The sequence below is a fragment of the Paraburkholderia guartelaensis genome (genome assembly GCF_004353905.1).
Classification (GTDB): Bacteria; Pseudomonadota; Gammaproteobacteria; order Burkholderiales; family Burkholderiaceae; genus Paraburkholderia; species Paraburkholderia guartelaensis.
This window is the reverse complement of sequence record NZ_SMOD01000069.1, coordinates 1-25,845: the sequence shown is the minus strand read 5'-3', so window position 1 is coordinate 25,845 and position 25,845 is coordinate 1. Positions and strand designations below refer to the sequence as shown.

General features: G+C 63.7%; 21 protein-coding genes and 3 pseudogenes. 11 read left to right on the top strand and 13 right to left on the bottom strand.

Annotated elements, in window-relative coordinates:
- Positions 1-384 precede the first annotated feature (384 nt).
- Positions 385-834 (top strand): NUDIX domain-containing protein, encoded by a 450-nt coding sequence (locus E1N52_RS40665; protein ID WP_342777952.1) that lies wholly within the window; start codon positions 385-387, stop codon positions 832-834.
- Positions 835-882: 48 nt separating this feature from the next.
- Positions 883-1,422 carry a DUF892 family protein gene (locus E1N52_RS40660; RefSeq protein ID WP_246089430.1) on the top strand — a complete coding sequence of 180 codons (540 nt, stop codon included), beginning with the start codon at positions 883-885 and terminating at the stop codon, positions 1,420-1,422.
- Positions 1,423-1,509: 87 nt separating this feature from the next.
- On the opposite strand, the pseudogene E1N52_RS40655 reads toward E1N52_RS40660, so the two are convergent.
- Positions 1,510-1,638, bottom strand: a pseudogene (locus tag E1N52_RS40655) (ATP-binding protein); the annotation flags it as partial.
- A gap of 331 nt (positions 1,639-1,969) precedes the next feature.
- On the opposite strand from E1N52_RS40655, the pseudogene E1N52_RS40650 reads away from it, so the two are divergent.
- Together E1N52_RS40650 and E1N52_RS40645 are read left to right on the top strand one after the other, a co-directional pair.
- Positions 1,970-2,880 (top strand): annotated as a pseudogene (locus E1N52_RS40650) (YihY/virulence factor BrkB family protein).
- Between the two features lie 405 nt (positions 2,881-3,285).
- Positions 3,286-4,953 (top strand): hybrid sensor histidine kinase/response regulator, encoded by a 1,668-nt coding sequence (locus E1N52_RS40645; RefSeq protein ID WP_133190527.1) that lies wholly within the window; start codon positions 3,286-3,288, stop codon positions 4,951-4,953.
- Here E1N52_RS40645 and E1N52_RS45405 read toward each other — a convergent pair.
- Positions 4,948-5,070, bottom strand: coding sequence for a hypothetical protein (locus E1N52_RS45405; RefSeq protein ID WP_281282833.1), 123 nt, complete (start codon positions 5,068-5,070; stop codon positions 4,948-4,950). The two genes, E1N52_RS40645 and E1N52_RS45405, sit on opposite strands and share 6 nt — an antisense overlap.
- Positions 5,071-5,632: 562 nt before the next feature.
- Positions 5,633-5,743, bottom strand: a complete 111-nt coding sequence (locus E1N52_RS45695) for a hypothetical protein (protein ID WP_165979566.1) — start codon at positions 5,741-5,743, stop codon at positions 5,633-5,635.
- A 705-nt stretch (positions 5,744-6,448) separates the two neighbouring features.
- Here E1N52_RS45695 and E1N52_RS40635 point away from each other — a divergent pair.
- Positions 6,449-7,894 carry a sensor domain-containing diguanylate cyclase gene (locus E1N52_RS40635; protein ID WP_246089433.1) on the top strand — a complete coding sequence of 482 codons (1,446 nt, stop codon included), beginning with the start codon at positions 6,449-6,451 and terminating at the stop codon, positions 7,892-7,894.
- A gap of 675 nt (positions 7,895-8,569) precedes the next feature.
- Complete coding sequence (locus E1N52_RS40630; protein ID WP_133190523.1) at positions 8,570-8,860, top strand: hypothetical protein; 291 nt, start codon at positions 8,570-8,572, stop codon at positions 8,858-8,860.
- 25 nt (positions 8,861-8,885) lie between these two features.
- On the opposite strand, the gene E1N52_RS40625 is transcribed toward E1N52_RS40630, so the two are convergent.
- From E1N52_RS40625 to E1N52_RS40610, 4 genes are all read right to left on the bottom strand, one after another.
- Positions 8,886-9,848: a Csu type fimbrial protein gene (locus E1N52_RS40625; protein WP_133190521.1), complete on the bottom strand. Its 963-nt coding sequence runs from the start codon at positions 9,846-9,848 to the stop codon at positions 8,886-8,888.
- On the bottom strand, positions 9,845-12,157 hold the full coding sequence (locus tag E1N52_RS40620; protein ID WP_165979565.1) for a fimbria/pilus outer membrane usher protein: 2,313 nt from the start codon (positions 12,155-12,157) through the stop codon (positions 9,845-9,847). The genes E1N52_RS40625 and E1N52_RS40620 overlap by 4 nt, the downstream gene beginning before the upstream one ends.
- Before the next feature lie 101 nt (positions 12,158-12,258).
- Entirely contained in the window at positions 12,259-13,005 is a 747-nt protein-coding gene (locus E1N52_RS40615; protein WP_133190517.1) for a fimbrial biogenesis chaperone, read from the bottom strand.
- A 16-nt stretch (positions 13,006-13,021) separates the two neighbouring features.
- Positions 13,022-13,546 (bottom strand): Csu type fimbrial protein, encoded by a 525-nt coding sequence (locus E1N52_RS40610; RefSeq protein WP_133190515.1) that lies wholly within the window; start codon positions 13,544-13,546, stop codon positions 13,022-13,024.
- Between the two features lie 400 nt (positions 13,547-13,946).
- Between E1N52_RS40610 and E1N52_RS40605 the strand changes: the two genes are divergently transcribed.
- Positions 13,947-14,261 (top strand): hypothetical protein, encoded by a 315-nt coding sequence (locus tag E1N52_RS40605; protein ID WP_133190513.1) that lies wholly within the window; start codon positions 13,947-13,949, stop codon positions 14,259-14,261.
- A gap of 847 nt (positions 14,262-15,108) precedes the next feature.
- Here E1N52_RS40605 and E1N52_RS40600 read toward each other — a convergent pair.
- From E1N52_RS40600 to E1N52_RS40590, 3 genes are all read right to left on the bottom strand, one after another.
- The gene (locus E1N52_RS40600) at positions 15,109-15,378 is read right to left on the bottom strand and encodes a hypothetical protein (RefSeq protein WP_133190511.1); all 270 of its coding nucleotides are present in this window, start codon (positions 15,376-15,378) and stop codon (positions 15,109-15,111) included.
- 719 nt (positions 15,379-16,097) lie between these two features.
- Positions 16,098-16,811 (bottom strand): histidine utilization transcriptional repressor HutC, encoded by a 714-nt coding sequence (gene hutC, locus E1N52_RS40595; RefSeq protein WP_342777951.1) that lies wholly within the window; start codon positions 16,809-16,811, stop codon positions 16,098-16,100.
- 114 nt (positions 16,812-16,925) lie between these two features.
- Positions 16,926-17,879, bottom strand: a complete 954-nt coding sequence (locus tag E1N52_RS40590; RefSeq protein WP_342777953.1) for an aromatic amino acid lyase — start codon at positions 17,877-17,879, stop codon at positions 16,926-16,928.
- A 48-nt stretch (positions 17,880-17,927) separates the two neighbouring features.
- Here E1N52_RS40590 and E1N52_RS45485 point away from each other — a divergent pair.
- Positions 17,928-18,434 (top strand): annotated as a pseudogene (locus E1N52_RS45485) (hypothetical protein); the annotation flags it as partial.
- On the opposite strand, the gene E1N52_RS40580 reads toward E1N52_RS45485, so the two are convergent.
- Positions 18,399-20,069 carry a DUF3857 domain-containing transglutaminase family protein gene (locus E1N52_RS40580; RefSeq protein WP_246089432.1) on the bottom strand — a complete coding sequence of 557 codons (1,671 nt, stop codon included), beginning with the start codon at positions 20,067-20,069 and terminating at the stop codon, positions 18,399-18,401. The pseudogene E1N52_RS45485 and the gene E1N52_RS40580 sit on opposite strands and share 36 nt — an antisense overlap.
- Here E1N52_RS40580 and E1N52_RS45110 point away from each other — a divergent pair.
- Positions 19,968-20,192: a hypothetical protein gene (locus E1N52_RS45110; protein WP_246089434.1), complete on the top strand. Its 225-nt coding sequence runs from the start codon at positions 19,968-19,970 to the stop codon at positions 20,190-20,192. The two genes, E1N52_RS40580 and E1N52_RS45110, sit on opposite strands and share 102 nt — an antisense overlap.
- Before the next feature lie 645 nt (positions 20,193-20,837).
- Here E1N52_RS45110 and E1N52_RS40575 read toward each other — a convergent pair.
- The gene (locus E1N52_RS40575) at positions 20,838-21,830 is read right to left on the bottom strand and encodes an MBL fold metallo-hydrolase (protein ID WP_133190505.1); all 993 of its coding nucleotides are present in this window, start codon (positions 21,828-21,830) and stop codon (positions 20,838-20,840) included.
- Between the two features lie 212 nt (positions 21,831-22,042).
- Between E1N52_RS40575 and E1N52_RS40570 the strand changes: the two genes are divergently transcribed.
- Entirely contained in the window at positions 22,043-23,056 is a 1,014-nt protein-coding gene (locus E1N52_RS40570) for an IS110 family RNA-guided transposase (RefSeq protein ID WP_133190503.1), read from the top strand.
- A gap of 762 nt (positions 23,057-23,818) precedes the next feature.
- Complete coding sequence (locus E1N52_RS40565; RefSeq protein WP_133190501.1) at positions 23,819-25,441, top strand: Mu transposase C-terminal domain-containing protein; 1,623 nt, start codon at positions 23,819-23,821, stop codon at positions 25,439-25,441.
- A 164-nt stretch (positions 25,442-25,605) separates the two neighbouring features.
- Here E1N52_RS40565 and E1N52_RS40560 read toward each other — a convergent pair.
- Positions 25,606-25,845: transposase (locus E1N52_RS40560; RefSeq protein ID WP_133190499.1), on the bottom strand; the 240-nt coding region annotated here is incomplete at its 5' end.

Genomic DNA, 25,845 nt, shown 5'->3' with positions numbered 1-25,845 from the left:
CGCTCAATGCGGCGTGCGCTGCGCACGCTTATTCCTGCCTTCGCGGCCGCGAGTTCCTGCGGATGGTGTTTGCGCTTGTTCATGTAGAGGCGAACCTGTTGGTCGGTGATGCGGGTTCCAGACATGTGCTGACCGCTTCTTCTTTAAGAATCGATCAGCCATCCTATTGCCCCGCCGACGCGGCGCCGCCGGTGGTTCGTCGTCTCCGGCGGCTACGCCGCCTCCGACTCCTCACCACCGGCCAAAACAAACGTCAACGACCGGCCAACATAATTGTCGCCCCCCATGCACCAGCATACCGGCCAAGGCGCTTAAGGCCGATATCGTCGGCAAATTGCACGCGAGGCGACGGCGATCCAGCGCGCGGACGGGGTCGCTGTTTCAATGTCGGCTTTGTCGCCGGATCCTGCAGGCCGCGGCGTCATTCGCGCCCCCCGGGGGATCACGACTCGGGTTTGCTTCTGCGCGCTGTGGCGAAGGAAGACGGGTGGTAGAAGAAGATCTGAAATCCGGGGCAGGCGCATGAAGAACAGGGCAACGGTCGTCTGCACGCGCGGGGAAAACGTCCTTCTGGTCAGCCGGGGGAATGGCCGCTGGGCGCTGCCGGGGGGCATCCTCCGGCGAATTGAAACGCCCGCTGCCGCCGCCCGGCGCGAACCGGAGGAGGAGACCGCGATCGCGGGACTTCACCTGCGCGAACTTTTCCTGTTCGGGGCTTGCGCAAACGCCATCACGTTTTTCATTGCAGCGTTCCGGGGGCTATTGTGCCTCGCGCTTCCGGGGAGATCATCGAGTGCCAGTGGTATGACGGCAGCCCGGCGCAGCAGGTTGTGATGAGTGTACCCACCCGGGAAGTCATCGGCCTTTTCATCAGGCGCCATCGTGCCCGGCCATACCTGCCGGCGCCCGCTGCGCCTGTATCCACAGGAGCGGACCACCTTGGGTAATCGCCGTCGGCGGTACCTCATCCGCGTGCTGCGCGAGGCGTACACGATGGAAACGCGCTCCACTGCCCAGCTGACAGCCAGCGTCCAGCAGCTTCACGCCTGGCCGGTGATCAGGGCCCGTGCCGCTGCCCACCTGAGCGAGACCGAGGACCAAAGGCGCCTGCTGGCCGCATCTCTCGCCGGGTTACGCGCGGGGCCGTCACTGTTCGCGAATTTCAGCGTCCGCCTGGAAAGCCTGATCAGGCGACCGCGTCGCGCGAGCTCGCCGGCCGCGGCAGTGGCGGCGCTCGGCGACAGCTATCTTTTTGAACAGATGGAAATTGCTGTCTATACGGTAGCGATCGCCGCCGCGCAGGCGGCAGGAGAACCCGCAGTGCAGGAAACCTGCGAAGCGATCCTCGCGCAGGAGCGGCGCATGGCGGACTGGCTCCTTGAACATCTCGCGGATCCGGTAAGAAGCGGCCCGGGCCGGTAAAGCGAACGCCGATTCCACTGCAAAGCGAACAGCGATGCCACGCCAACGCGAACAAACGGGATGCAGCGACGCGGGAGTTTTGCCTTTTTACTTGGAGCGCGACTTTGCGGTCAACTGACTTCGTGTCTTGCGCATCGATTCGCCTGCAAGCGTGATGCGATGCGCGTTGTGTACCAGCCGGTCGAGGATTGCGTCCGCGACCGTCGGTTCCGCAAGCTGTGTTTCCCGCGCAGGTTCGCGGATTGCTGAGCGGAAGGCGATGGGTCGCGAATCATCGAGGCCGATACGTCGCGCCAGTGGCCGGGAAGTATGACGTCCCGGTTCAGCGGGAAGCAGCCCGAAAATTTTCGTGACGTGCGGGGGCGAGGCGCGGAAGAACAGTGCATACGGATGACAAAGCACGGCTCATCCCGCTCGCGGGCGCAGCCTTTGGCGCGCAGCAATTGGCGTGGCGCGCGGTCGCAGTACCCGGGCGTGCTTGAGACGATAGGAGCACGCCGGGCGCAAGGCGAACGCTGTTCGAGCGGGCGAAACAGGATAGTTTGACGTGAGCAACACCGATCATCCACGCGGGCGCGCGTTGCGCCTTGTGACCCGGCATCCCCTGTGGTTCATCTTCCAGGTCTGCATGGCGTTCCGCAGGAACCAGGGGTTGCTGCTCGCAGGTGCAATCGCGTACTACGCATTGCTGTCCATCGTGCCGCTCCTGATACTCGTTGTGATCGCGTTCAGCCATTTCGTGGGGGAGCAGTTGCTGCTCGATACCCTCGCACGGCTGCTCGAATGGCTCGTACCAGGGCAGTCGAAAGCGATCGTGGGTGAACTTGCCAGCTTTCTGGCTCATCGCTCCGTGGTTGGCTGGTTTCTGGTTGTCACGATGGTCTTCTTCAGCTCGCTCGCGTTCACGGTGCTCGAGAACGCCCTTTCAATCATTTTCGTGCATCGGGTCGCGGTCCGGCGCAGACACTTTCTGCTATCGGCAATCGTGCCTTATCTGTTCAGCCTGTCTCTGGGTATCGGGGTACTGATCGTGACGCTCGTCTCCAGCGGCCTGCATGCCGTAGCAAGCGACAGCGTCGTGCTGCTCGGTCTGCGGTGCCGTTGACGGGCGCAAGCCGGCTCGTGCTGTATCTGTGCGGTTTCGCGGGCGAGATCCTGGTACTGACAGCGATCTACCTGGTGATACCGGTCGGGCGCACGACGCTGCGTCATGCATTTGTCGGCGCGCTCGCCGCCGGCGTGCTGTGGGAGATCACGCGACGCGTGCTGGTCTGGTATTTCGCGACGCTCTCCGAGGTGAGCGTCGTCTACGGGACGCTGACTACGGCGATCGTCGTGCTTTTCAGCCTCGAAACCCTCGCGACCCTGATGCTCTTCGGTGCACAACTGATCGCGGAGTATGAGCGCCTCGATTCACGCGATGGCGAGGCCGCACCGCGGCCCGTGGTGACCGGTTGACCACAGGATGTGCGCCAGCAGCGCAACAATAGCTGCTGGTCCAGCGCGGGCGTGGGCGCGTGTCGCCTGGTACACTTCGTCAGCCGCCTCGTGCGGGCTGCCAGTCATGTCAGGCAGATCATTTCGTTGCCCGGCAGCCGGATGAACTTCGTCTCGATGACGTTCAGTTCGCCGAAAGTCGCCCGTGGCCGGGCTGCGGCGAACGACTTTCCGGCGATCTGTGCTCGGTCCAGAAGGCCTGAAGTCCAATTCGACGGAGACTTCGATCGTGTAGCCTTCGTAGCTGTAGTTCGACTGCAGCGCAGTCCCGTGGCCGCCACCGCACGGAACAGGCTATTCTCTAGAGTGGTGTATGCGCATCAATTCCATTTGCAGTGATATGACCAGAGCGAGGACGGATTTTCCATGCCAGCACGGTTCGGCGGTATCTCACTCGGTGACGTCACCGCCCGGGCGGCGAGAAAGCCGGATTATGAGCGTGAATGTCGGGCCCTGCTCGCGCTGGCGAGCGCCCCGGCCGATTCGCGTGACGCGCTCCTGCAGAAAACGGCCGATTTTGCGATGGATCTATGCTGTGCGCAAACCGCGGGCATCAGTCTGCTGGAGCGTGCCGGAGACGAAATCGTCTTCCGGTGGCACACGGTCGCCGGCAGGCTCGCGCATCTGGGCGGACTGACAACGCCGTGGGGCGAGTGCCCCTGTGCTGCCGTGATCGAGGCCGGCGAGCCGCTTCTGTTCACGGCCCTGGCCACGGACTTTCCCGCGCTTGCGAGCGCATGCGGCGGCGTGCACGAGGCGCTGATCCTGCCGATTGTCTCCGGGGGCAGGAAGATGGGGGCGATGTGGGTGGCCTCGCTTGACGAAAAGTGCAGATTCACCCAGGAGGACCAGCGTGTGCTGACGGACCTGGCAGGCGTCGCCAGCGGCGTGCTCGAACTCGTACGGGCGCGTGAGCACAGTCGCCGCGAGACGCAGCGCTACTCCGAGGTCATCGCCGTCCTCGCCCATGAATTTCGCAATCCGCTGGGCCCCCTCGAGAATGCAATCGACGCGATGCAGGTCGTCAACGAAGGCAGCGAGCCGCTCAGCGCGTACCTCGCGGTCGCACAACGGCAGATCCGGCACCTCAAGACGTTAATGGACGAACTGCAGGACGCAAGCCGGCTGGATCACGACAAGCTCAGCATCGCGCCTGTGGAGACCTCCCTGAACGAGGCGCTTGCCGATGCGCTCGCCGCAGTGGAAGAGCGACGCCTCGAGCGGCATCATACCCTGTCCCTGGATGTCCCCCCGGGGAACCTGCGACTGTGTGCCGACCCGGTTCGGCTCACGCAGATCATTGCGAACCTGCTGTCGAATGCGGTGCGCTACACGCTGCCGGGGGGAAACATCGCTGTGAGCGTCGAACAGTTCGTCCGGAATGGCGAACCCTATGTCGCAATCGTGGTTCGCGACAACGGAATCGGGATTTCGCAGGCGTCCCTGCCCCATATCTTCGAACCTTTTGCGCAGTTCACGCGCACGCACACCGGCGGGAAAGATGGCGGCCTCGGCATCGGGCTGGCATTGGCCCAGCGCTTCGCACAGCTGCACGGCGGGACGGTCGAAATCACGAGCAAAGGCGTCGGCCATGGAACCGAAGCGCGCCTGACCATTCCTGTGCGTCCTGGCAGCGTCGAAAGTACCTCCGCGGAGACGCCCGCCGCCGGTCAGTCGATGGCGCGTCGTATCCTGCTCGTGGACGACAATGCGGACGCCCGGTTTGCCCTGGGTGGCCTGCTCGAGCTCGAAGGCCACGAAGTCCGCGTGGCCGCCGACGGGGCCGAAGCGCTGAAAATCCTTGAAAGCTGGCGACCGGATCTCGCGCTCATCGACATCGGAATGCCAGACATGGACGGCTACGAGCTCGCAACGCGCATCCGCTCATTGGCGGCGCAGCCTCATCTGACGCTGGTCGCGCTAACGGGGCACGTTTCGAGCCACGACCGGACTGCCGCCAGGAACGCCGGCTTCGATGCGCATCTGGGCAAGCCGGTGGACATCGGGCAGCTCAGACGCCTCCTTGCCTCATGAAATGACGGTGTAGCCGTAGACTGCTTCGCCGGTTCGGCTGCCATCCTTCACCGCACCGCCGCCGACCTGGCATTTTAATTGCGCCGACGGGGCCTGGTCGGGAGCAGGATTGGCCATACCTGCGCACCAATGCCGGACATCGGATGAGCGCACCGCGAGGATGCTTCCTGTGGAGCAGGCAGGGACCCACGGCGCGCGGGACGTCCAGATACGGCCCGCAGCCCGTGTTTACCGGAGCCCATCTCGCCGGAGCCAGGTGCTGGAATCTTCCTGCCGCATGGCGGATGGGGCGATGAGACCGGGGACTTGCCAGACGCGCGGCGACATACGTATCCACGGCGTCGATCAGTTCGCTCACCGGCACGGGCTTTCGCAGGAACAGGGGCCGGCACCGGGGTCGACGTCAGGCTCCGGCAGCGGAGAGCAGCACGATGGGCAATCCGGCGAACGCGGGCCAGCCGCGCACCATCTGGCAGAGCGCAACGCCGTCGATTCCCGGCATCTCGTAGTCGGTAACGAGACACGGACGGGTTCGCGCCGCATGAAATCGAGGGCCGCGCGGCCAGCGGCTACAACGGTCACCCTGTGGACGCATGAATCCGTGTATCGCACGCCTGTGTCCTGAGCGGTTGCTGTCGCGCAAAGGAAAGCAACTGCCGGGTCAGTGTCGCGCCGCGCATCACGGCCCGCTGCATCGGGAGGGAGCACCTTCTGGCTGATTTTCCAGCCGGGCGTCATTGACTGCTTCGCGCCGCAACCGCCGTGGCAGGACGATGTGTCGCCGCTCCAGGGCAACTCGGCGTTAGGCTTCGCGCGCAGCGGAGCCTGAACCACTGATCCGATCGCCTCGCCTCACGACCACGCGGCACTGCGAGGAGAAAGCACGCCAGGTGGCGCCCTCTGTTCTGCGGCCGCGGAGCCATGCCGCCGCGCGACGGCGAGAGCCACGTTGCTCCGGCCCAGGATTAAGTTGCCACCGTCGCCCCGACCACATCGAGGCGTTTGCCGGGCCGCACGGCGTATCGGGGCTCCAGCTATCGATGCACGCACGCCGGCATAGCGGAGAGCGGCGAGTTGTCGATCGCGACAGTATTCCAATCGCACCTCGCTGATCGCAACTGGCACGCGTCCGATAAGTCGTGCCGTGGGCGGCGGCATATGCAGGTCGCGCGCAACTTTGTCCCCGGGACGCTTGCAGACGGCGCAACCAGATTGCGCACCTGCTGATCACTGATCACAGCTATCAAGAACTCGGAGACATTGCCGATATCCATTGGCGAGCCCCCTGATTCCGCGGCTATCTTGCGGCGCCAGAATGCTGCTTTACCACGCGAGACCGGTTGCCGCCGCGCCGTGAGCTGTTAAGCCATACCCGCGAGGCTGGATCTTTGATGAACGTTTTACTGGACAGCTGCAGACCGTGCCGAAAACGAACCATGCGCCTTTCGAGCCTGCCGAGCGCCGCAGGCGCGACCCGCAACGGGCAACCCGGGCAATCGCGTTGGGCGGGGCCCTGATCGCGCTGATCCTCGTCGGCCTCTGCGCAACGGTGCTGTATCAGAGTCGCATCGACGCCATGGAGCGCGCCCGTGAGACCTCACGCAACCTGGCCCTGATCGCCGAGCGGGATATCGACCGGAACTTCGAACTCTACGCGCTATCGTTGCAGGCGGTCGTCGACGGACTGAACGAGGCCGATGTGACCGCGCTGCCTGCGCGTCTGCGCCGGGAAGTCTTGTTTGACAGGGCTGCAACCGCCAAGTATCTGGGCGCCATGCTGGTGATCGACGCTTCAGGCAAGATCGTGATCGACTCCGACAATGATGTGCCGCGAGCAGGCAACTTCGCGGATCGCGCGTACTTCACTGTCCAGCGCGACAATCCGCATGCCGGACTCTACGTGAGCGACCCCTACCGGTCCCGGTTGCGCAACGGCACACCGAGCATTGCCCTCAGCCGGCGGCTTTCCCACTCCGATGGCTCGTTTGCCGGTATTGTACTGATCGCCATCGACCTGGAGTATTTCCGCCATCTATTTGCAGGGCTGTCGCTCGGGCCGCATGGGGCCATCTCCCTCATCGGACGCGATGGCGTGATGATCACGCGCCAGCCGTACGACGCCGACGTCGTAGGGCTGAACATCAGCCGGGCGAGCACCTTCCGGCAGTTCATGTCGGCGCCGGAGGGCAGCTTTTCCGACATGTCCACAATCGACGGCACGCGCCGTCTTTACTACTTTCGTCACGTCCCGGATCTGCCGCTCATCATCATGGTTGCCGAGGCAGAACCGGATATTTATGCGGCATGGTACCGGCGTGCCTTCGTCATCGGTTCCCTGACAGGCGTGCTGGGTCTGGGCTTCGTCGTACTTTCCTTCCTTCTGGGCGCCCAGCTGCGCCGTCGCATGCGCGCAGAATCAGAGCTTGAGCTGCTTGCCAGGACGGATGGCCTGACGGGGCTCGGCAACCGGCGCAGCCTGGGCGAGATCCTGGATCAGGAATGGCGTCGGGCGCGGCGCACGCGCAGCATGTTTTCGTTGCTGTTCGTCGATATCGACCGGTTCAAGGCCTACAACGATACGTACGGGCATCAGGCCGGCGATGATGCACTGGCTGCGGTGGCGCGGTGCATTGGTGAGAGCATTCGCCGTCCGCCGGACAGCGCGGCGCGCTACGGCGGAGAGGAGTTCGTCGTGGTGCTGCCGGATACGCCGCCCGCCGGCGCCGCACAGGTCGCCGAGAAGATTCGCGCGGCGATCAGCGACCTCGCCATCGAGCACGCGGGCAGCGAGTACGGCCGCATTACCGCGAGCATTGGCACTGCCAGCTGGAGCCCTGATCAGGAAGGCGATGTCACCGCAGTGATCAAGGCGGCTGACGAGGCGCTGTATGGCGCGAAGGCGACAGGGCGCAACAAGGTTACGCCGTATCAATCGCCGTAACCTGCTTTCACGATGACCCGAATGGCACAGCCGCAATGCGATCTGATGCGGACCCATGCGGGCGGTATCCATAAACTGGGGGGATGGCCGTTTGCTTGCCTGACGTCGTGCACGGGATGCATTGTCATCGCAGTCATTCGTCGCAGGCACCGCAGCCCGACAAGGGGGCGTCGTCTGCGAAGCGGTCGACCTGCCTGGGCTTCGGCTCACCGGCTTTCCGGCTCACCCGCGGTGCCGCAGGCAATACGCAATACGCGAACGTCATTGTCATAAAAAAGCCGGCGCTGAGGCCGGCGAAAGGTTCGGCATGCGCGGAGAACGGCCGAACCTGAGAGGACTTCAGTGTAGTGCGCCGGTGCGCAAGCAATCCGACGAACAGCGAGGCAGGGCGGCGGCTTTCCTGGGCATTGTCGCCGTTACAGCGCATCCATCGTGGTGCCGTGGTTTGTTGCCGGGCGGGACCGGCGAGTTGGGGCAGGCAGTGGCACCGCCGTCTTCGCCGGCACGTCCACGCCGGACCGGCTGACATGGTGACACCCTGGGGCCGCCCATCGTCGCCCTGCCGGCCGCCTGCAAACGAAGACAGTTGCGCTCAAGTTACCGCGCGTGCTGCCGATATCGAGACATTATCGTCTGTTACTGCCAGACGAAACGAACGGCAGTGCAAATCCTCCCATGTTGCGAAAAATCTGGATCTACGGGGTCGCGGTTTTCCTGTTCGCGCTGACGGGGCTCAAAGGCTCGGCGGCCGAGCATGTTCCGATCCAGGTCAGCCTCGTCATCCAGGAAAGCTGCGAGATCCAGTCGGCGGCCGGGACGCCATCCCCGGACGCGCCGGGGGTGTCGTGTCTGCACGGCGCGCTGTACCACGTGGCGCTTGCGCCTCGCGATCCGACCCAGCGCCTCTCGACCCTCCAGCTGGCGAATCTCGCCGCGCCGCGCGCGGTCTGGGCGGTCGCGTTCTGACCATCGCACCATTCGAGGCGCGAGGTCAGAAGCTGATCGTCGCGGTAATGGTGTCGCTGTAGCCGCCCGGAGCGGGGGTGGCCTGCGCCGGCACAACGCCGTAGACGGTCACCGTCTGCGGGTTGCCGGTCCCCGTGCCGGTCGCCATGGCCGTGCCCGAGGTACCGTCGCCCCATGCGCTCGCATGTGCCGCGTCGGTGTAGAGCTGGTATGTCACCGCTGCGCCGCCTCCACTGCGTTGCATCGTCCGCGCGGCCACGTTTCCGCTCGAACCGCCGTTCAGTGCAATGCGCCAGGCATCGCCGTTCGTGCACTGCGCGGTGATCGATCCCGTCGCCGTGACCGGGCTGGTGAGCACGCTTGCCGTCGCGAAACCGAGGTTCGTCGCGCTGATGTTGCAATTGTTGATCTCCGTCGCGCTGACGCTGAAAGGGAAGGTGCCGCCGTTCGTGGTGATCGAGGCGCACGATGGCGCGCCGAACAGGTAAAACGCGTAGTTGAGCGAAGTGGTGTTGCCCCCGAACGTCTGGGAGTAGGCCGTACTGCTGTTGCTGACGGTCGGTACCGTCGGCTGGCTGCCGGCAATCTGGCCGTAGACCGTGACGTTCTGGGTGGCGCTCGTACCCGCGGCCGGTTTGGTCAACGTCAGCGAGATGGGGGGCGTGCCATAGTAGATCGAGCCCCAGACGAGTGAATGGGCCGCGTCCTGGTACAGGTTGTACTGCATGGCGTTTGTGCCGTTCACCAGGCTGCGCGGACTGGTGCCGCCGAGGTTCAGGCAGACCTGCGCATACGGTGTCACGGTAATTGCCGGCCATGTGCAGGTCACGCTGACGGTGCCCGTGGCGCTGACCGCACTGCCCGTGATCGGGCTCACCGAGCCGAAATTGATGGCCGAGGCCGTGGCCGAGCAGGTCTGCGCCTGTGCCCGTGCCGGCAGCGCCAGCGTTGCGACCAGGATGAGCAGCGTAAGGACGACGCCTTTCATTGCGCGTCTCCCGGCACCGGGCGGCATGTCAGCGGGCCGATGGTGGGCAGGGTCCCACCGGAAGGTTGCGTGTAGCCGAACTGCACCGTGCAATGCAGCGTACCACTGTCGATCACGAGATGGTTCTCCGGCTTCAGGCCGTCGATGAAGGTCAGACCGTCGTAGCCCACGATCGTCTCTGCTCCGCTTTCGACGTCATGTACCCGCGAGCCGGGCGGCAGCACCCGGCCGTCCGGACCGTGCAGGATGACCGATGCCGCGCTGTAGCGTTTCACGCCGAAATGCGCGAGTACGCCGGACTGCGCCTGCGGCACGACGTCCATGGCGGTCGTGGCAATCCGTGCATTGGCCGGCAGCTTCATGCCGTCGATGCCGATCTGGTTGTTCTGGTAGGCGTTCAGGTCCGGCACGAGCAGATGACCCGAGCTGTCAGTCGCGCCGATCACGCGATTTTCGTGGAGCACCGGAATGCCGGCGACGCCATCGGTCGATACCAGCGCGAAGCCATCGTCGATCCGGCGCGCGAGCTGCACGCTGCCGTCCATCACCACAACCGCCCCGGTGACGTCGAGCGAAGCCCCGGCGTGCCGGTCGACATCCTGGGCAACTGCCGTCACTTCCCCGTTATTGCCAAGGTATTGCAGTTGCGCCTGCCGGTATGGAACGGCGCCCGTGCCGCCGGCCTGCACGCCCCATCCCCAGCCGCCGGCGTAGTCGGGCGGCCGCAACGCGTTGACGTTGTAGTCCGACTGGCCATCCTGCCGACCGACCGTGGCATTGACCGACGTATCGTGACCAAAGCCGAAGTTCAGAGAGACAAATGCACCGTTCGAATTGGGCTGCCCGAAATCGCGGTAGGCGCTCACGCTCAGCGAGACGAGGTTGCCGAAGTTGAACGTGTACGAGGCCGATCCGATCTTCGATGCCGGACCCTCGGGCAGGCGAAAGCCGACATAGCTGACCGAAAAGGTCTGGTGGCGCAGGAACGGAAAGGCGAGCGTGACCTGGTCGGTGGCGCTGGGTACCGGCGTGCCGTCGCGTGCGGCGAGGTCGCCGTAGTTGCCGAAGGCGCGGATGGTCTGCGCGCTCACGGAGAGTTGCGGCTCGACCAGCTGGTAGCCGAGGCTCACCTGCGTGCCCGCCAGGCGCCCCGCGCTCACCGAGAATGAACCGTTGACCACGCCCGCCATGCCGAGGCGTACCAGGGCACCGGCGCCCGCGTTGACGAGTCCCCCCGTCGCCTCGGCATGGCCCTCAACGGTCAGGGTATCGCTCAGCCCGCGCCGGGCGGACGCGCTGAGCGCCGGCACACGGTTGTAGTCGAACGATTCGAGCCCGTAGTTGCGGCGCAAGAATCCGGCCTCGAACGAGTAGCTCGAAAGACCTGGGGCAAGCAGGCGTATGTCCACGTAAAGCGGTACCGACGTGGCGATGGTCCGTCCGAGCGCATCGTGTGTGATGACGGTGGCCTCGCTTGCGCCCGTGATGCCTGGCACATCGTTGACGATGAACGGGCCGCTGGGCACGTTGCCGGAAAACTGCCGGACGCTGTTGACATACAGGTCCACCGCGGACGGCACGACAGCGGAACCGCCGAGCGCGGGCACCGGGAACGTGACCAGGTCGGGCCGCAACGCAAAGTTGCTGCGCCACTGGAAGCCCGCGAGGCGGACCGAGCGCGTCCAGGCGAGCGAGGACGAAATCGTGTCGCCGATCTGGGTCGTGCTGGGCGTTGCCGGGCTGGACGTGCTCCACGATGTGTCATAACGCGTGTAGCGCTGGTCGTGGCGGTACAGGTACGCGATGCCGGTGTTGCTGAAGACGCCCGCCGGGTCGAACCAGCGTTCCTCCGAGTAGAGCGCGAGCTGTCCGTCATCGGGCGTCTGGGCGAACGCGTCATAGTTGACCAGCAGGCCGCGAGAGGACGTGGCCGGCGGCGTCGCGGGCAGGGCGCGGCTGTCGAAGGTGTAGGGCTTGCGGATCGCATCGGGGATCTGCAGGTCCACCGCCTGATGCGCGGCGTCGTAGGTGTAGCGCAGGCCCGGGATCGAGTCGAGCGGCACGTCGGCCGCTGCGGCGATACCCAGACGGCCGGTGGCGAGCCCGATCGCGTCCAGGTCGGGGCCGCTCGCCGAAAGGCGCCCGTCCTGTTCGCGGAACCGGGCGAGCAGCGAACTGCGCTGGCCGTTCACGTCCACCTCCAGCACCACCTCATGCGGCGCGTTCGCACCGGCGTCCGACATCAGGAGCGCGTCCTGTCCCGATGCCCGCGTCGATCCGCCGGCGAGTACCCCGCACACCGCGAGCATGGCGCCAAGCCGGCGTGCGCGGCGTGCCGGCAGGCGCGAGGTTTCCGGGAGTACATGCAGGTAAAACCATGGGTATAGCTCCATGCCGGGCCGGCCCCGGCCTAGCCCGGTTGTTCCGCCGTGATAACGGCGTCCACTGGCAGCGAGTTGACCGCCGCACGGATCCTCAGCGGACCACCGAGGTTTGCATCGGCGGGCAGGGGCACGCCCCACTGTCCCGAGCGCCCGGCCAGCGCATAGCCGAGCAGGCCCTTGCTGATTACATAAACCTTGCCGGCGGCGTTCACCAGCTCAACCGCGCCGATCTGGGCGCGTCGGCTGCCGGTGTTGCCGACACGCAGGGCCCATCCGTTCGGGGCCCTCACCAGATGCCATGCGAGCCGGGGCTGGCCGGTCGCGGCGGCAGGCTCGACAAACACCGGTACCGAATAGCGCAGGCGGATCGTCACTCCGCCGGCCGGTGCGTCGCCCGGCGAGGGCAGTTCGTCGATCAGCAGCCGATAGCTCTGTTCAGCCGCCACCGGCGCGGCGTCCGCGCGTACGAGCCGGACCAGCTGGTCGGTCTGCGGGGGAACCTGGATCAGCGGCGGGCTGGCGATCAGGTCCCGGGTCGGCGTGAGTGTGTCCTCGCCGTCGACCTGATCCCAGCGGAACACGCGCACCTGTCCGTAGAGCGGGCGCCCGCCCGGATTTCGGAGGGTGAGGGCCGCCGCATTCCCGTCGGCCTGCAATTCGAGCATGACGGGGGAGATCTGAAGCGTGGCCGCGCGTGCGGCGACAGGCGACAGGACGGTGAAGGGCAGCAGGGCGACGACAATGCAACAGGGTGCAAAACGGAATGCGGTCATGCGCTATCGTCGGTTCTCAGAAATAGACCGTGGCGGTGACCGTCGTCTGGTACGTATCGGGCCTAGGCGTCGTCTGCGCCGGCACCTGGCCGTAGACCGTGATCGACTGCGAGGATCCGCTGCCGGTGCCGGCGACGGTATTGGTGCCCTGCGTGTTGCCCCACACGGTCGTGTGTCCCGCATCCTGGTACAGCTGGAAACCCACCGTCGTGCCGGTGTTGCCCGTGGCGGTGCCAGCCATCAACCGGTTCGCCACGCTCGAGCCGGCGACGGTGCCGGCATCGAGCCCTACATTGTAGGGCGTGGTGCTGGTACAGGTGACCCCCACCGTGGTTTGCTGGTTCAGCGCGGTGGCAAGCACGCCGTTGCTGCCGAAACTCAGCGGATTCGCCGAGATCGTGCAGTTGGCCTGGAGCGTGAGGGTGACGTTGAAGGTTGCCGTGGCGGTGCCGTTGGTATAGGTCGCGGCGTCAGCAACCAGCGGGACCGGTCCGGACGCCAGGGCAAGGGCAACGCAGAAAAGGGGAATTCGCCGCTTCATTGTTTTATCCCTCCGAAAAACGCACTGTATGTTGGCCTTCTTCTGCAGCAGGCTTGCTTGCGACAGTCCTGCTCGCGTGCAATGGTCATACGAAACGCGTTGTTTTTCAATTAAGGGACCACCGGAACTAACAAAAAGTTACAACTCCCGCCGTGTCCTGTGTTCCGGAACGATTCGTCAGCCGTCCTGGCGCGGCGGCCGCGGCCACCCCGTATTGTCCTGTCCGGTGGGCCAGTGGTGCCCTCCCGGCCGAATGGCTGGCGAGAGGCCAGCGAGAGTATCGGGGCCCCGGCCCGGCGTTGAGTTGATCCTCGTCAATCGGCACAAGGCTCGCCGCATGATGATGCAATGGACGCACGAAGTTGATGCTGGATCGATTTGAGCGACGGACTGGGGGGCGATGATGGGTATCGGCATGGAGATCCTCTTTCTCGGTTTGCCTGGGACGGCCTGGCTGGAATCGGAAGCGGCAATACAGCTGTTGCGCCTTCAGCCCTATCATTTCTTGGTCACGGATTGTCGTCTCTCGATCCGGACGCAAGGCCAGCCCTCCGGTAACACTTCGTACGAAGTTTGTGTCGAGATCGCCAACCGGACGGACGTGTTCAGGCGCATCGGGCATTGCATCCTCGACAGTGCGGAGGCGGCGATCCGGTGCGCCTTCAACAAGGCCGTCCGGTTCCTCGAAACCGTGGCCACCCGCGAGGACGGATGACGGGCGCCCGGTCTGAACGAGGGAAGGAAATCTGGCGCAGGCGCGCCGTTTTGATAATCCCGCGGGCACGCGCGTCAGTGGACTGCAGCAGACTTGCCGAAGCAATGCGTGCGCCGCGTCGGACGCGCTGCCCGGCATTGACTCACGTCGGCGTGGACGAGCTGAACTGCAATTCCCCCGGGCGCGGCGTCAATGTTCTGCGGCGGTTCACGCCACGGGGCCCAGGCTCTCGCTCCACAACGATGCCTACGGTCGTGCACGCGCCCATTGGCACAATTCGTGGCGATCGAGATTGCGCAACAGATCAGCCCGGCGCCTTTCCCGGCGGTAGTGCGCCGCGATGCCAACTGCAGCGACGACGAGCACGATCGTGCCGATAGCCGTACCCAGCCAATGATCCACGCCAGCCTCCCGATGGACATCCGGATCGCCGCCTCTGTCGGCAGACGGCACGCAATCGCAAATATAGCGAATCCGGAAAACGGACCACTCGCAATTGGCCGGCGGCCGGTGCGTTGCGTCGCGCTGCTCGTTTTCGGTGGCACGACGACCTCCCTGCGCCCGCACGTTAGAGGACGGTTCAGTCCGCGCACTGGCGCCTGCCCTCGCGCATCGCCCCATTCGAGCCATCGACGCGGCCCCGGTTGCCTCGTGCGCTCCTGCTCCAGTCCGGCGGCAGAAGACAACCCGGCGGCAGAAGACAACCCAGCACGGAAATGGGTGACGCCGTCGATCCGCCCCAGTCAGCCGGGACACCCATCGGCAGACCGTTGGCGCGAGGTGACGCGTGGTCGGGTCGGACCGGACGCGCGACCTGGCGGCGACAGGGAGAACCCGCGCGGCGCGCTTAATATCCGCGTTCGTAGCGAGATGCACATGAGGCAAGAGCGTTCCGCCGCAGCGTGAAGGACCAGTGCGGCGCTACGCGCAGGAACTGATCGACACTGGAAGATATGCCGGCTGGCAAGCGATCCAGGAGCCGCTGCGGCAGCGGGATGGTGGCGAACAGGGCCGAAACGGTCCGGCACAGCCACAATGCCGCACGGTCAGCCGCATCCCGCAGATCCGTGCTGCCATACCTGAAATCCGTGAGCTCATTGTTGGTGCGTGCGCTCAATCTCACAGAGTTTGCTGACAGCGGCCAGATACCGGTAAGTTGTCACATTGAGGGCCGTCATCAGCAGGCGGATGCCGTCAGGCCTCTCGAAGTGACCGGCCACGCGACCGTGACATTGGAACCGACCTCGCGCGGCCGCCATGGCCTGGTATGCGGCACAGAACTCATCCAGATCGCAGTCCATCGCGCTCACCCTGAAAAGTGACGAAAAAAATCGATGGGTCACCGGCTGAATTGATGGGTCGGACAGCGCTTACAAAGGCGTGTTCGGCGTCAAAATTCTAGCGCCAAAACGAAAGCAGCGTTGCATCCTGGATCGTCGCGGAACTGACGTCCAATCCCTTTGTTACGAAAGGGCCTGGCGCTCCGGCGAGCTCCCGCCGGGACAGAAGTCGTGCACTTCGTTACGGTTTCTGCGGGGCCCGTTCCCGCCGGGTGGGCCCGGGCCTCCGGGGGCGTCCTTTTTTCTGCGTCCGGTACGCTGGCCGGCGGGGGAAACCAAAGTGCCGGGTCCGGGTACCTGCCCGCACGCGTGCACAACCGTGGCGGGCAGAAGATGCAGAGCCGGTTGCTGCAGCTGTATGCGAACGGTGCGCGCGGCGGGTCACAACGACCACGTGGCAGAAACCGCGACCGAACACACCTGTTTCGCGCTGAATTGAACAAAGCCCGTTTGCGCTCGATCGAGCGGGCTCGCGCGACGGTTTGCGCGGTTTGCCTCAAACGGCGCCGGCCAGGTGAAACCGTGACGCCGGATGCCAGAGCTGCACGGCGGTCGCTACCGCGTCGCCCACCCACGTGCAGCGCCAGAGCATCAGGCAAGGCTCGCCGATTTTCATCGCAAGATGCCTGCGGATCTGGGGCTCAGGTTTGCGCGCATAGATGCGGAATTTCGCGCGCTGGATCGGCGCGACACGCACCATGTAGTTGTTCGGCGTCTCGAGTGTGAAGTCCTGCTCCAGATAGAGCGGAAAGACGAGCGGGTTGACGTAGCGGTCTTCGTACTGAATGGGCTCGTCATCTTCCAGGTGCACGATCGAGGAGTGGAACACCGGACCGCCGGCAAGATCCAGCTCATGGATCGCGGTCGGAAAGTGGCTGGCTTCGAGCGCGAGCACACGCGCTTCGTGGCGATGCCCGCGCGACGCGATCTCATGCGCGATATTGCGGATTTCGAGCACCGTCGATTCATGGTCGCGCGGGGCAACGTAGGTGCCCGATCCCTGCACGCGCGTGAGCACGCGCTGCGCGGTCAGCTCCCGCAGTGCGCGCGAGACGGTCATGCGCGCGACGCCGAATTCCTTGACGAATTCGGTTTCCGAAGGAATCGCGTCGCCGGGCTTCCAGGTGCCGTTGGCAATATGTTCCATCACGTAGCGCTTGATCTGCTCGTACGGAGGCAAAACCCTGTGCCGCTGCAGGGATGTCTGCATTTGCGTCCCTTTCGTCTGCATTAGCGCCTGGCCCGGCTCGCTGGTTGCAACGTGGTGCTCATGCCTGCCTGTTTCCCTGTAACCGGATTGCTCTTCCGTCGCGCGGCGTTACCCTCAATTGCCGACTGCGCCGGGCAACGCGTCGTTGGCCGACGCCACGGTTCCGTTTCCAACGGGCTCGATCGTCGCCGCCGCCCAGTAGCCCGGTGTTGCCGGCAGCGGCACGGGGCTCGGGAGCGGCGGTGGTCCGCCATCGGCGATCATGCGAAACCCAAGCGTCATGTCGTCTGTGAGCGGGCGGTCATCGCAATAGGTCGGCAAGACGCTGCGGACCTGTGTGTAGAGCCCTTCAGTGTATGACGCGCGCGCGGCCGGGACCGGCTGCAGGTCATACGCCTGCGTAGCCGCAAGCAGTTCGATTCCAAGGATGCGGCTGCTGTTCTCGATGACCGCGTGCGCCGTGAGCGCGGCGGGCGTCGCGTGACAGAGATGGTCCTCCTGCAGGCCCGACGTGACGCCACCATCGAGGCTCGCAGGCGCAGCTTCGCGCCGGTTCTGCGCAACCAGCGAGGCCGCAGTGTACTGCGCGATCATGAAGCCGGAGCGCGTGCCGCTCGCCTGCGCGAGGAAAGCGGGCAGACCGCTCACGAGCGGATTGACGAGACGGTCCAGACACCGCTCAGCCATGGCGGCGACCTGCGCCACCGCGGCTGCGAGGCTGTCCATTGCGAGCGCGATTGACGCGCCTACCGCATGCGCCTGTGAGTACACCCGTGGCTCCTGTGGCGTCCCGGTCACGATCGGATTGTCGGTCGTAGAGGCCAGTTCGCGGTTCACGACTTCTTCTGTCGCGGCGAGCACGTCCCGGGCGGCGCCGTGGACGTGTGGAATGGTACGCATGCTGAGCGGATCCTGCGTATGGCGCCCGAGCGCCGCTGCCAGCAGGCCGCTGCCTGCCAACGCCGCACGCATGCGCGCGCCAACCAGAGCGAGCCCGGGCGAGACGCGAAAAGCCAGCGATGCTGCATCGAAGGCCGCGATCTGGCCGCCGAGGTTTTCGAAGCTCATCGCCGCCACGGCGTCTGCCCAATCGAGCAGCCAGTGCGCGCGCTGCACGTGTTTCGCGGTGTGCCGGAGCTGCTCGTCATCTACCTGTTCTACTTCGGCGGGTCGACGCTCGTGTCGTCGGTCGGCCAGTGGTTTGGCGCCGACGGATTCATCGGCGTGCCGCCGAGTGAGGCATTCATGCATGCCCGAACCTGTTATGACCACCTGGCAGGGGAAAGAGCGGTGGGCGTACTCGCGTCGATGACGAAGGCGCGATGGTTGCGACGCAATGGCGCCGAACTGGTCGCTACACCGCTCGGCGAGCAGCAGTTGCGCGCGCTTGGCTTTGATCTGGCTTCGGCACACGGAGAACGTCGCGTGTTCGCGCGGCCATGTGCAGATCTGACGCAACGGCAGCCGCATCCGGGGACGCCCTGGGGACGCATATGTGCAAGCTCTATGTCGATCAGAGCTGGATCATGCGCTCGCCGAAGTCTCGTCTTGTCAGCGTCACTCCAAAGGGAAACGAGAATTTCCCGCCTAGCGATAGAGGATCTGTCGTTTCAGGTCCGTTGAGATTTCACGAGCAATCGGTGTCCATTGCTTCAGCATTTCGCCGCTGCATACGTTTGTGTGAAAGTCGCGAATGAGCGTGCGGTCGATATCAACCGTCTGGCCGTCGCGCCGATACGTGGCGGTATAGGCGAGCGCGCCGTTCGTCCTGGAGAGATCGGGCGGCATCGCAATGATCTTCGCGCCGGCCGGTAATTCAACGCGGAAATGCTCACGCAGCGCGCTGGCGCCGCAGGGGCCGTTGAGCGGCTCGCCGGCCTGACGCAGGACGTACTCGGCGAAAGCTCGGATCGATCCGTAGTTGGGCATGATCGGGACAGCAAGCGCGGCGGGGCCAGGCATGATAGCGAGGCCGTTGACGGTACCTTGCACGCTGAGGCCGACCGGCGCATTCAATCCGTTTGCATCGCCCGTTAGCACGTCGATCGTGCCGGTCAGCCCGGATTGCCTTAGCAACTCGTAACCGATCCTCTGTCTGGTGTTTTGGGTCAGTTGCCGGCGAGGCGCGATGCCAATCTGGCCAACCAGCGTAATTGTCCCGGCCAGATCTGCGTCGCCGTCTTCGCGCACTTTGATTGTGTAGTTGATCGACGACGCACTGTTGGTCGCGTTCTGTGGCGGCGTGTGGAGCATTTCGCCCGTCGCCGTATCCAGCGCGGGCTTGTCGCTTGCCGCGAACGAAAGAATGCCGAACGGTGCAAATCCGTTGGTCGTATCGGCAAACAGCGCAAATTCCGGCAACCATACGATGGCATGGTTGAAGACATACCAGACGGGCGCGTCTGGCAAACGGTAGCTGTTTCCCAGATTCACGAGCACGCTGTCGGCGCGGATACCCTTTGCTCGCAGCAACGCGATGAAGAGGGCCGCGTGATCCTTGCAATCGCCATAGCCGTCGCGCAACACTGAGTCCGCGCTGTGCGGGACGACCGGGCCCGTACCAACATATGCGGCCAGATAGCGGATATTCCGGCTGACCCACTCGTAGATGAGCATCGCCTGTTGCCGCCGGTCAGCGACATCTCCGGTGATCCGGTCGGCCTGCGCGCGGATCGCCGCAGTGGGCTGTGACTGCGGTGCAATGCCTGCCTCGAACGCTCGAGCGACATCGGCGTAACTCGTGAAATTCGTTGCCACGAAGTAGGGCCCTGAATCGAGCGTCGAAACCGCGCTAGCCTGTTCGGCCAGTGGTCCGCTTGCCGGCGTGCGGTAGCGATACACCCGTATGCGCCGCGAGTCCGTGGTGGTGTCGCTTACCGCCTGCATTCCGTTCGCCTCGACTCGTACCGGCATGTCGCGAGGGGTCTCAAGCGTCTCCTGAGCGTCCTCAACGTCTTCGGTAGGCGCCAGGTTCGCGATCTCTGTAAATTTGCCGCGATAGAGCGTGTCGAGATCGGTCAGCGTGTAGTGCAGTCGGAGCGTGTCTCCACGTGTGGTTGCGGGGAAGGCAACGATTCGGTAATGCTCGGCGCTGAATTGCGGTGCCGTGACGGTAGTAGGCGCCGGACGGTCGAAAACGGCGGCATGCAGATCGGCATGGACGACCTTGCCGTCCTCGTGCACGGTTTGTGCATCGTCGATTGCGAGCTTTTGCAGGTCCGCGTTATAAGGCACCGCGTATTGCGAAAATCGCTGCATGGCGGCGTCGCTCGAGAGCAAGAGCACGACGTCTACGCGTACGGTCATTCGTCCTGCGTCGTCAACGCTGACGTCACGGTGATACTGCGTGATGTGATATTCCGGTGCGCCGAACGCGTTTGATGCGGGAATGCAAGCGAGCGCAAGCGCGAAGCGCGCCGGATTCAGCGACCGCGCTAGCAATCGGGACGATCGTTGGAACATTGTTGATTCGCTAGCGTAGCTAATGGGTTGGTCCAAAGCGTCGTCCCCGGGATTCGATCATGATGGGTAGGCATTGTCGCCAATCGTGGCGCGGTAGTCCAACGGCCGCTAGTGGGCGACCAAAGCGGTCGATCTCGACTTTCAATACTCTCGCTGCGTTCAGTTAAGCGACGCGGATGAACCTCTCCCGCGACGACGCGTTCAAGCCATCCGGATCATCGAGAGTTCATCCATGAGGCGGCGCCTGACCGTGCATGCTGCCGGTTTCCGCCGCGGCGTGCTCGACCCGTGCCGTAACGCCGGCTAGAGGAGACCGCGCTGGGGCCGGCTGCACAGGATACGGGAATGTGGAAATAGCAACGTCTGGCAGATGCGACCGGCCGCGCATGTTGAATCACCGGACAAACTGGGTCGGGCAACACGCGAGAATCAGATTCTGGCCAGAGATCGACCCTGATAAGCGAAAGCCCACCGCAAGGGTGGGCTTTTTGCCAGAATTTTTTTTGATGTCCTGAGACGGAATCGAATCAACCCGTGGCACGCGAGCCGCCACAGCGCACACCGTCAGACGGTGATCACCGTCTGCTCGCCGGGTCTCATTACCGAGACCTGCAGCGAGGGCGCCATGCGCGAGGCAGCCTGGCGGTATTGCTCACCCGCCTCGACACCCAGCACCAGACCGTTGTGCGCGTAATGCACCGGGATGCCATGGGACCCCCCCACCCACGCACTGGCCCGTGCCGCGTCCTGCGGATCCATCGTGAAGGGCCCGCCGCCCACAGACACAATGCCCAGGTCGGGCTTGTAACGCTCACCGATCAACCGCATGTCGCCGAAAAGATCGGTGTCGCCGCTCAGGTACACACGAACCCCGCCGATATCAAGCATGAAGCCCGCCGCCGGATAGCCACACAGGTTGGAGTGCAGTGCGGGAATCAGGTGTGCCGACATCTCGCCGTGCCGGGACACCCCGCCGAAGTTCATCCCCGCCCCGCCGTTCACCACGATTTTCGCGGGATCCAGGCCCACCTTACGAAACTCCGGCACCAGCGCAGAGCGCATCATGTCGCTCTGCCCCGTGGTCTTGACCGGCACCCCGGCGTCGCACAGCGCTTTGAGCATCTCGAAGTAATCGCCCATGTGGTCGCCATGGTCATGGGTGAGCAGCACAAAGACCGCATCGGGATTCTTGCCCGCGACATAGTCGGCGAAGCCCTTGGCGCTGGCATATTCCGGCGGCTTTTTCACGCCGAAACGATCCCAGCCCGCGTTGTTCCAGATCCACGCGTCGCCGTACGCAATCTGCTTGTAATCCGGTGTGGCGATTTCCGTGACGCCACCGCCGAGCCAACGCACCAGCAGCTTGCCGCCGGTGCGCGCAGGCGTCTCCCAACGGTCGTCTTTCGGCGCGTCAGAGGTGGACGCAGCGGCGGCCGCAGAGGCGGTGCTTGCGAGCGCAATCGCGCCACCCAAGGAGAAGCCGCCACGAACGAAAACCCTGCGTCGGCGGCCGTCGTCATCCAGATCCGGTTCCTGCGGCGTGGTCTGCGAATCCATGTCGTCTCCTTGGCCTGGTGGCCGGTCATCTTGCACGATCAACGCGCCCGCAGGGGCCGGCCGACGGCTTCCGCAGGAAGCCCAGAATCTCTGGGTTGACCGATGGTGAATAGTCGACTGAAAATCATCTAGCGGGCCTCCTCCTCCGCCCTGCCGGGCGACGGGGTTAAAGTGAGTTTGCCAACAGCGCTTTAACCGGAAGGAGGTCCATCATGAACCATAGCGGCATTGACCTGCATTCGAACAATAGTGTCGTGAGCGTGATCGACGAAACGGACCGCGTGGTCGCCGAGAAGCGGCTGCCGAACGAGCTGGCCAGGATCCTGACGTTCCTTGCCCCGTGGCAGGCCGAGCTGGCTGGCGTCGTAATCGAATCGACGTATAACTGGTACTGGCTTGTCGACGGCCTGCAGGCGGCCGGCTTCGTGGTGCATCTGGCCAACACCACCGCGATCAGGAAGTACGACGGGCTCAAGCACAGTGGTGATGAGACCGACGCGCGCTACCTGGCTCACCTGTTGCGCCTGGGGATACTTCCGACAGGGACCATCCTGCCACCACAACAGCGTGCTGTCCGTGATCTTGCGAGGAAGCGCATGCAACTCGTGCGAAGCCGCACGACCCACATTCTCGCGGTGGAGAACATCACGGCACGCCAGTTCGGCAAGCGAATCACGAGCCATCAGGTCATCCGACTCGACGAAGAAGCCATCAAACAAATGCGCCTGCCAGAGGACGTTGAGCTCGCGCTTCGGGCCAACGTCGCGGTCATCACGACGCTCTCCGCGCAGATCGCTATCGTGGAAAAGCGTCTTCAGGAAAAGGTCGCGCCAGACGCGCACTACGACCTGCTGACCACAGTGCCGGGCATCGGCCAAACGCTTGCAACTGTCATTCTTCTGGAGGTGGGCACCATCGAGCGCTTCGCCAGCGCCGGTAACTTCGCTTCCTATGCGCGATGCGTGGACAGCCAGCGTATAAGCAACGGCAAGAAGAAAGGCGAAGGCAACACAAAGAATGGCAACCCATATCTGTCCTGGGCGTTCATCGAGGCGGCCAACTTTGCGCTGCGCTTTAGCGCTGAAGCCAAGCAGTTTTACGAGCGCAAAAAGGCCAGAACAAACACCGTGGTCGCCCGCAAGGCACTGGCACACAAGCTGGCGCGTGCGTGTTTCCACATGCTGAAGGAGCGAAAGCCGTTTGATGTGACTCGCTGCTTCGCATGAGAGTTACGACGGCGACCGGCAAGCCCTAATCGTCAACTGGCAAGCAGCCACCGCGATTGAATGGGATGCCGTGCCGCCGTCCCCGATGTGCAGAAAGCGGATCGCCTGCAACGCGAGCCAGCCGTAGATTGGTGCCGAAGGTTTGGCAACCACGAGTATTGTGCGAACCCGATGGACACGTTGCGGCACCAACGTTCTTCCGGGGTGGTAAAGCCACCAGGGCGACGGGCAAACGTAGCACGCTCCATGCGACCTCATGGGGTGGGACAAACCGATAACCGCCAGGTCAACCGAAGACGCACCCGAATCATGCTCCTATGACATCTTCCAGCAGGAAATATGTGCAACGCGGCGAAAATGGCGCTATGTGGGGGGCGCCAATTATGTTGGCCGGTCGTTGACGTTTGTTTTGGCCGGTGGTGAGGAGTCGGAGGCGGCGTAGCCGCCGGAGACGACGAACCACCGGCGGCGCCGCGTCGGCGGGGCAATAGGATGGCTGATCGATTCTCAAAGAAGAAGCGGTCAGCACATGTCTGGAACCCGCTGTTGGTGTTCTTAGTTTCTGCTAGCCGTGGTCACAGATATTGCTAATGACTTTTTTGCTTGAAAGCCGCGCCAGTAAAGGGTCGCAGCAAGATTGACCAATTCTTTTCCGATGTTGCCCGAACGCAACAGTTTGCATTCAGTTGCCCGCTAATTTTGCTAGTGCGCCTTGGGTGTCCTTAAATGCTGCTAATGCGGCTAGAGTGGCGCGAGGGCACCATGGCTTTCTCCAACGAAACGAAGAGTCGTGTCGCGAAGCTGGCATCGGTCCTGCGGCCGCTCGGAAACGGGCCGCTAACACTGGCTCAGGCGAAGCGCGCCGGACATTTGCTTTGCGTGCACTGGACTACCGTCTATCGGCTGCGGCGGAGGTTCCTCTCAGACCCTGTAGCAAGTTCACTCAATCCCCGACACCGTGGTCCCAAAGTGGGCAGTCGTCGTTTGGATTCGGCTGTCAACGATGTCATTGAAAAGGTCGTGCAGGACTGGTTGCCGGCCCAGCAACAACTAGCCCATCCTGCGACGGATCTGGTGCTTGAGATACGACGTCGATGCGTCGCGGCGGGATTGGCGCCTCCGAGTCGGTCAACTGTTGCCCGTCGATGGTCGGAATATCGCGAACAGGATGCTCTACGGCGTGCTGCACTTCCTGACGCACAGGTCGCGCCAGGAACATTCACGGCACAGCATCCGTTGGACATCGTTCAGATTGACCATACACAGGCGGACATTCTGCTGGTCAGCGAGTTGGACGGGAGGGTGATCGGTCGACCATGGCTTTCAGTTGCGTTAGACGTCGCGACGAGGTGTGTGCTCGGCTTTTACATTGGCATGGAAAGACCGGGAGCGGCTACAGTTGGGCTGCTTCTCACGCGAGTCGTGCTCGCCAAGGCCCCTTGGCTTGCAAAGGTTGGGACAGACGCAGAGTGGCCAATGCGCGGCATACCGCGCGTCTTGCATCTCGACAACGCTGCAGAGTTCAAGAGTCGGGCACTTCGCAGCGGCTGCCGCGAATACGGTATCGATCTGATGTACCGTCCGGTTGGACGGCCACATTTCGGCGGACACATCGAACGTTTTAACAGGACAATGATGGAACGCGTTCGTGGGCTACCCGGCGCGACTGGCTCTTCCACGCAAGGGCGCAAGGCGCGGCAGGCAGAAAAGAGTGCTGCGCTAACGCTTAAGGACTTTGAGCGATGGCTTGCGATCGAGATTGGGAGGCGATACCACCAGAATCCTCATCGGGGACTACTGGGTGCGACCCCAGCGGACACCTGGCGAAGACTCTCGTATTCGACTGCTGCGCGGCAGTTGCCAGCGGAAGTCGACGCGGAGCTGCGTTTCCTGATCTGGTTCCTACCCGTCGCTTCAAGGACGATTCAGGCGGACGGACTCACGATCTTCCGGATACGTTATTGGCATCCGTTGTTCGCCGCGTGGCGAGAAACACGACGTTCGGTAACCGTACGCTACCACCCGGAAGACCTGTCGCGCGTGTTTGTGAGTGCCGCACGTAAAGACTATATCGAAGTCCAGTATGCTGACTTGCGGCGCCCGTCGATCTCCCTGTTCGAACACCGAAGGGCGTTGAAGGCGATCCGGGCCGAGGGCCAGCGTTCGATCTCGGAAAGCCAGATTTTTCGCACAGTAGAAGAGCAGCGGCGATTGATCGCCAATGCGGCGCGCGAGACAAAGGGACGTCGACGTACACGGCCACGAAGCATACCGACGATAGAGGCATTCAACGATGTGTCTCTCCGACGGCAGCGTTCAGAACGCGAGAGCGAGCACGTCGACTATGAAGCCCCGGTGAAGGCATATGACGTCGAGCAATGGTGAGGTGCAACATGAAGCAGGACGTGTTGTCACATTTACTCCCAACCGCGAGAGAACAGGCACGGTTGGGGAACGAGGAACGAATACGTAGCCTTCTTCGGAAGTGTCTGAATTTTTGTGTGCAAGGCAGATAAAAACCTGCCGTCTGGCAGGTCATCAATTGCATTCTACAAATGATTCCTGGTGAAGCGATCCTCGTAGAGGATCGCGAACTGGTTCATCGCGGCTTTCCAGTCATGTGCGGCACGGCTCCAGTCAGCCGTGATATTGCGCAAGGCCAGCCACAGCAGTTTGGTCGCGGCCTCGTCCGTGGGGAAGTGCCCACGCGTCTTGACGATCTTGCGTAGCTGGGCGTTCACGCTTTCAATGGCGTTGGTCGTGTAGATCACTTTGCGGATCACTTTGCG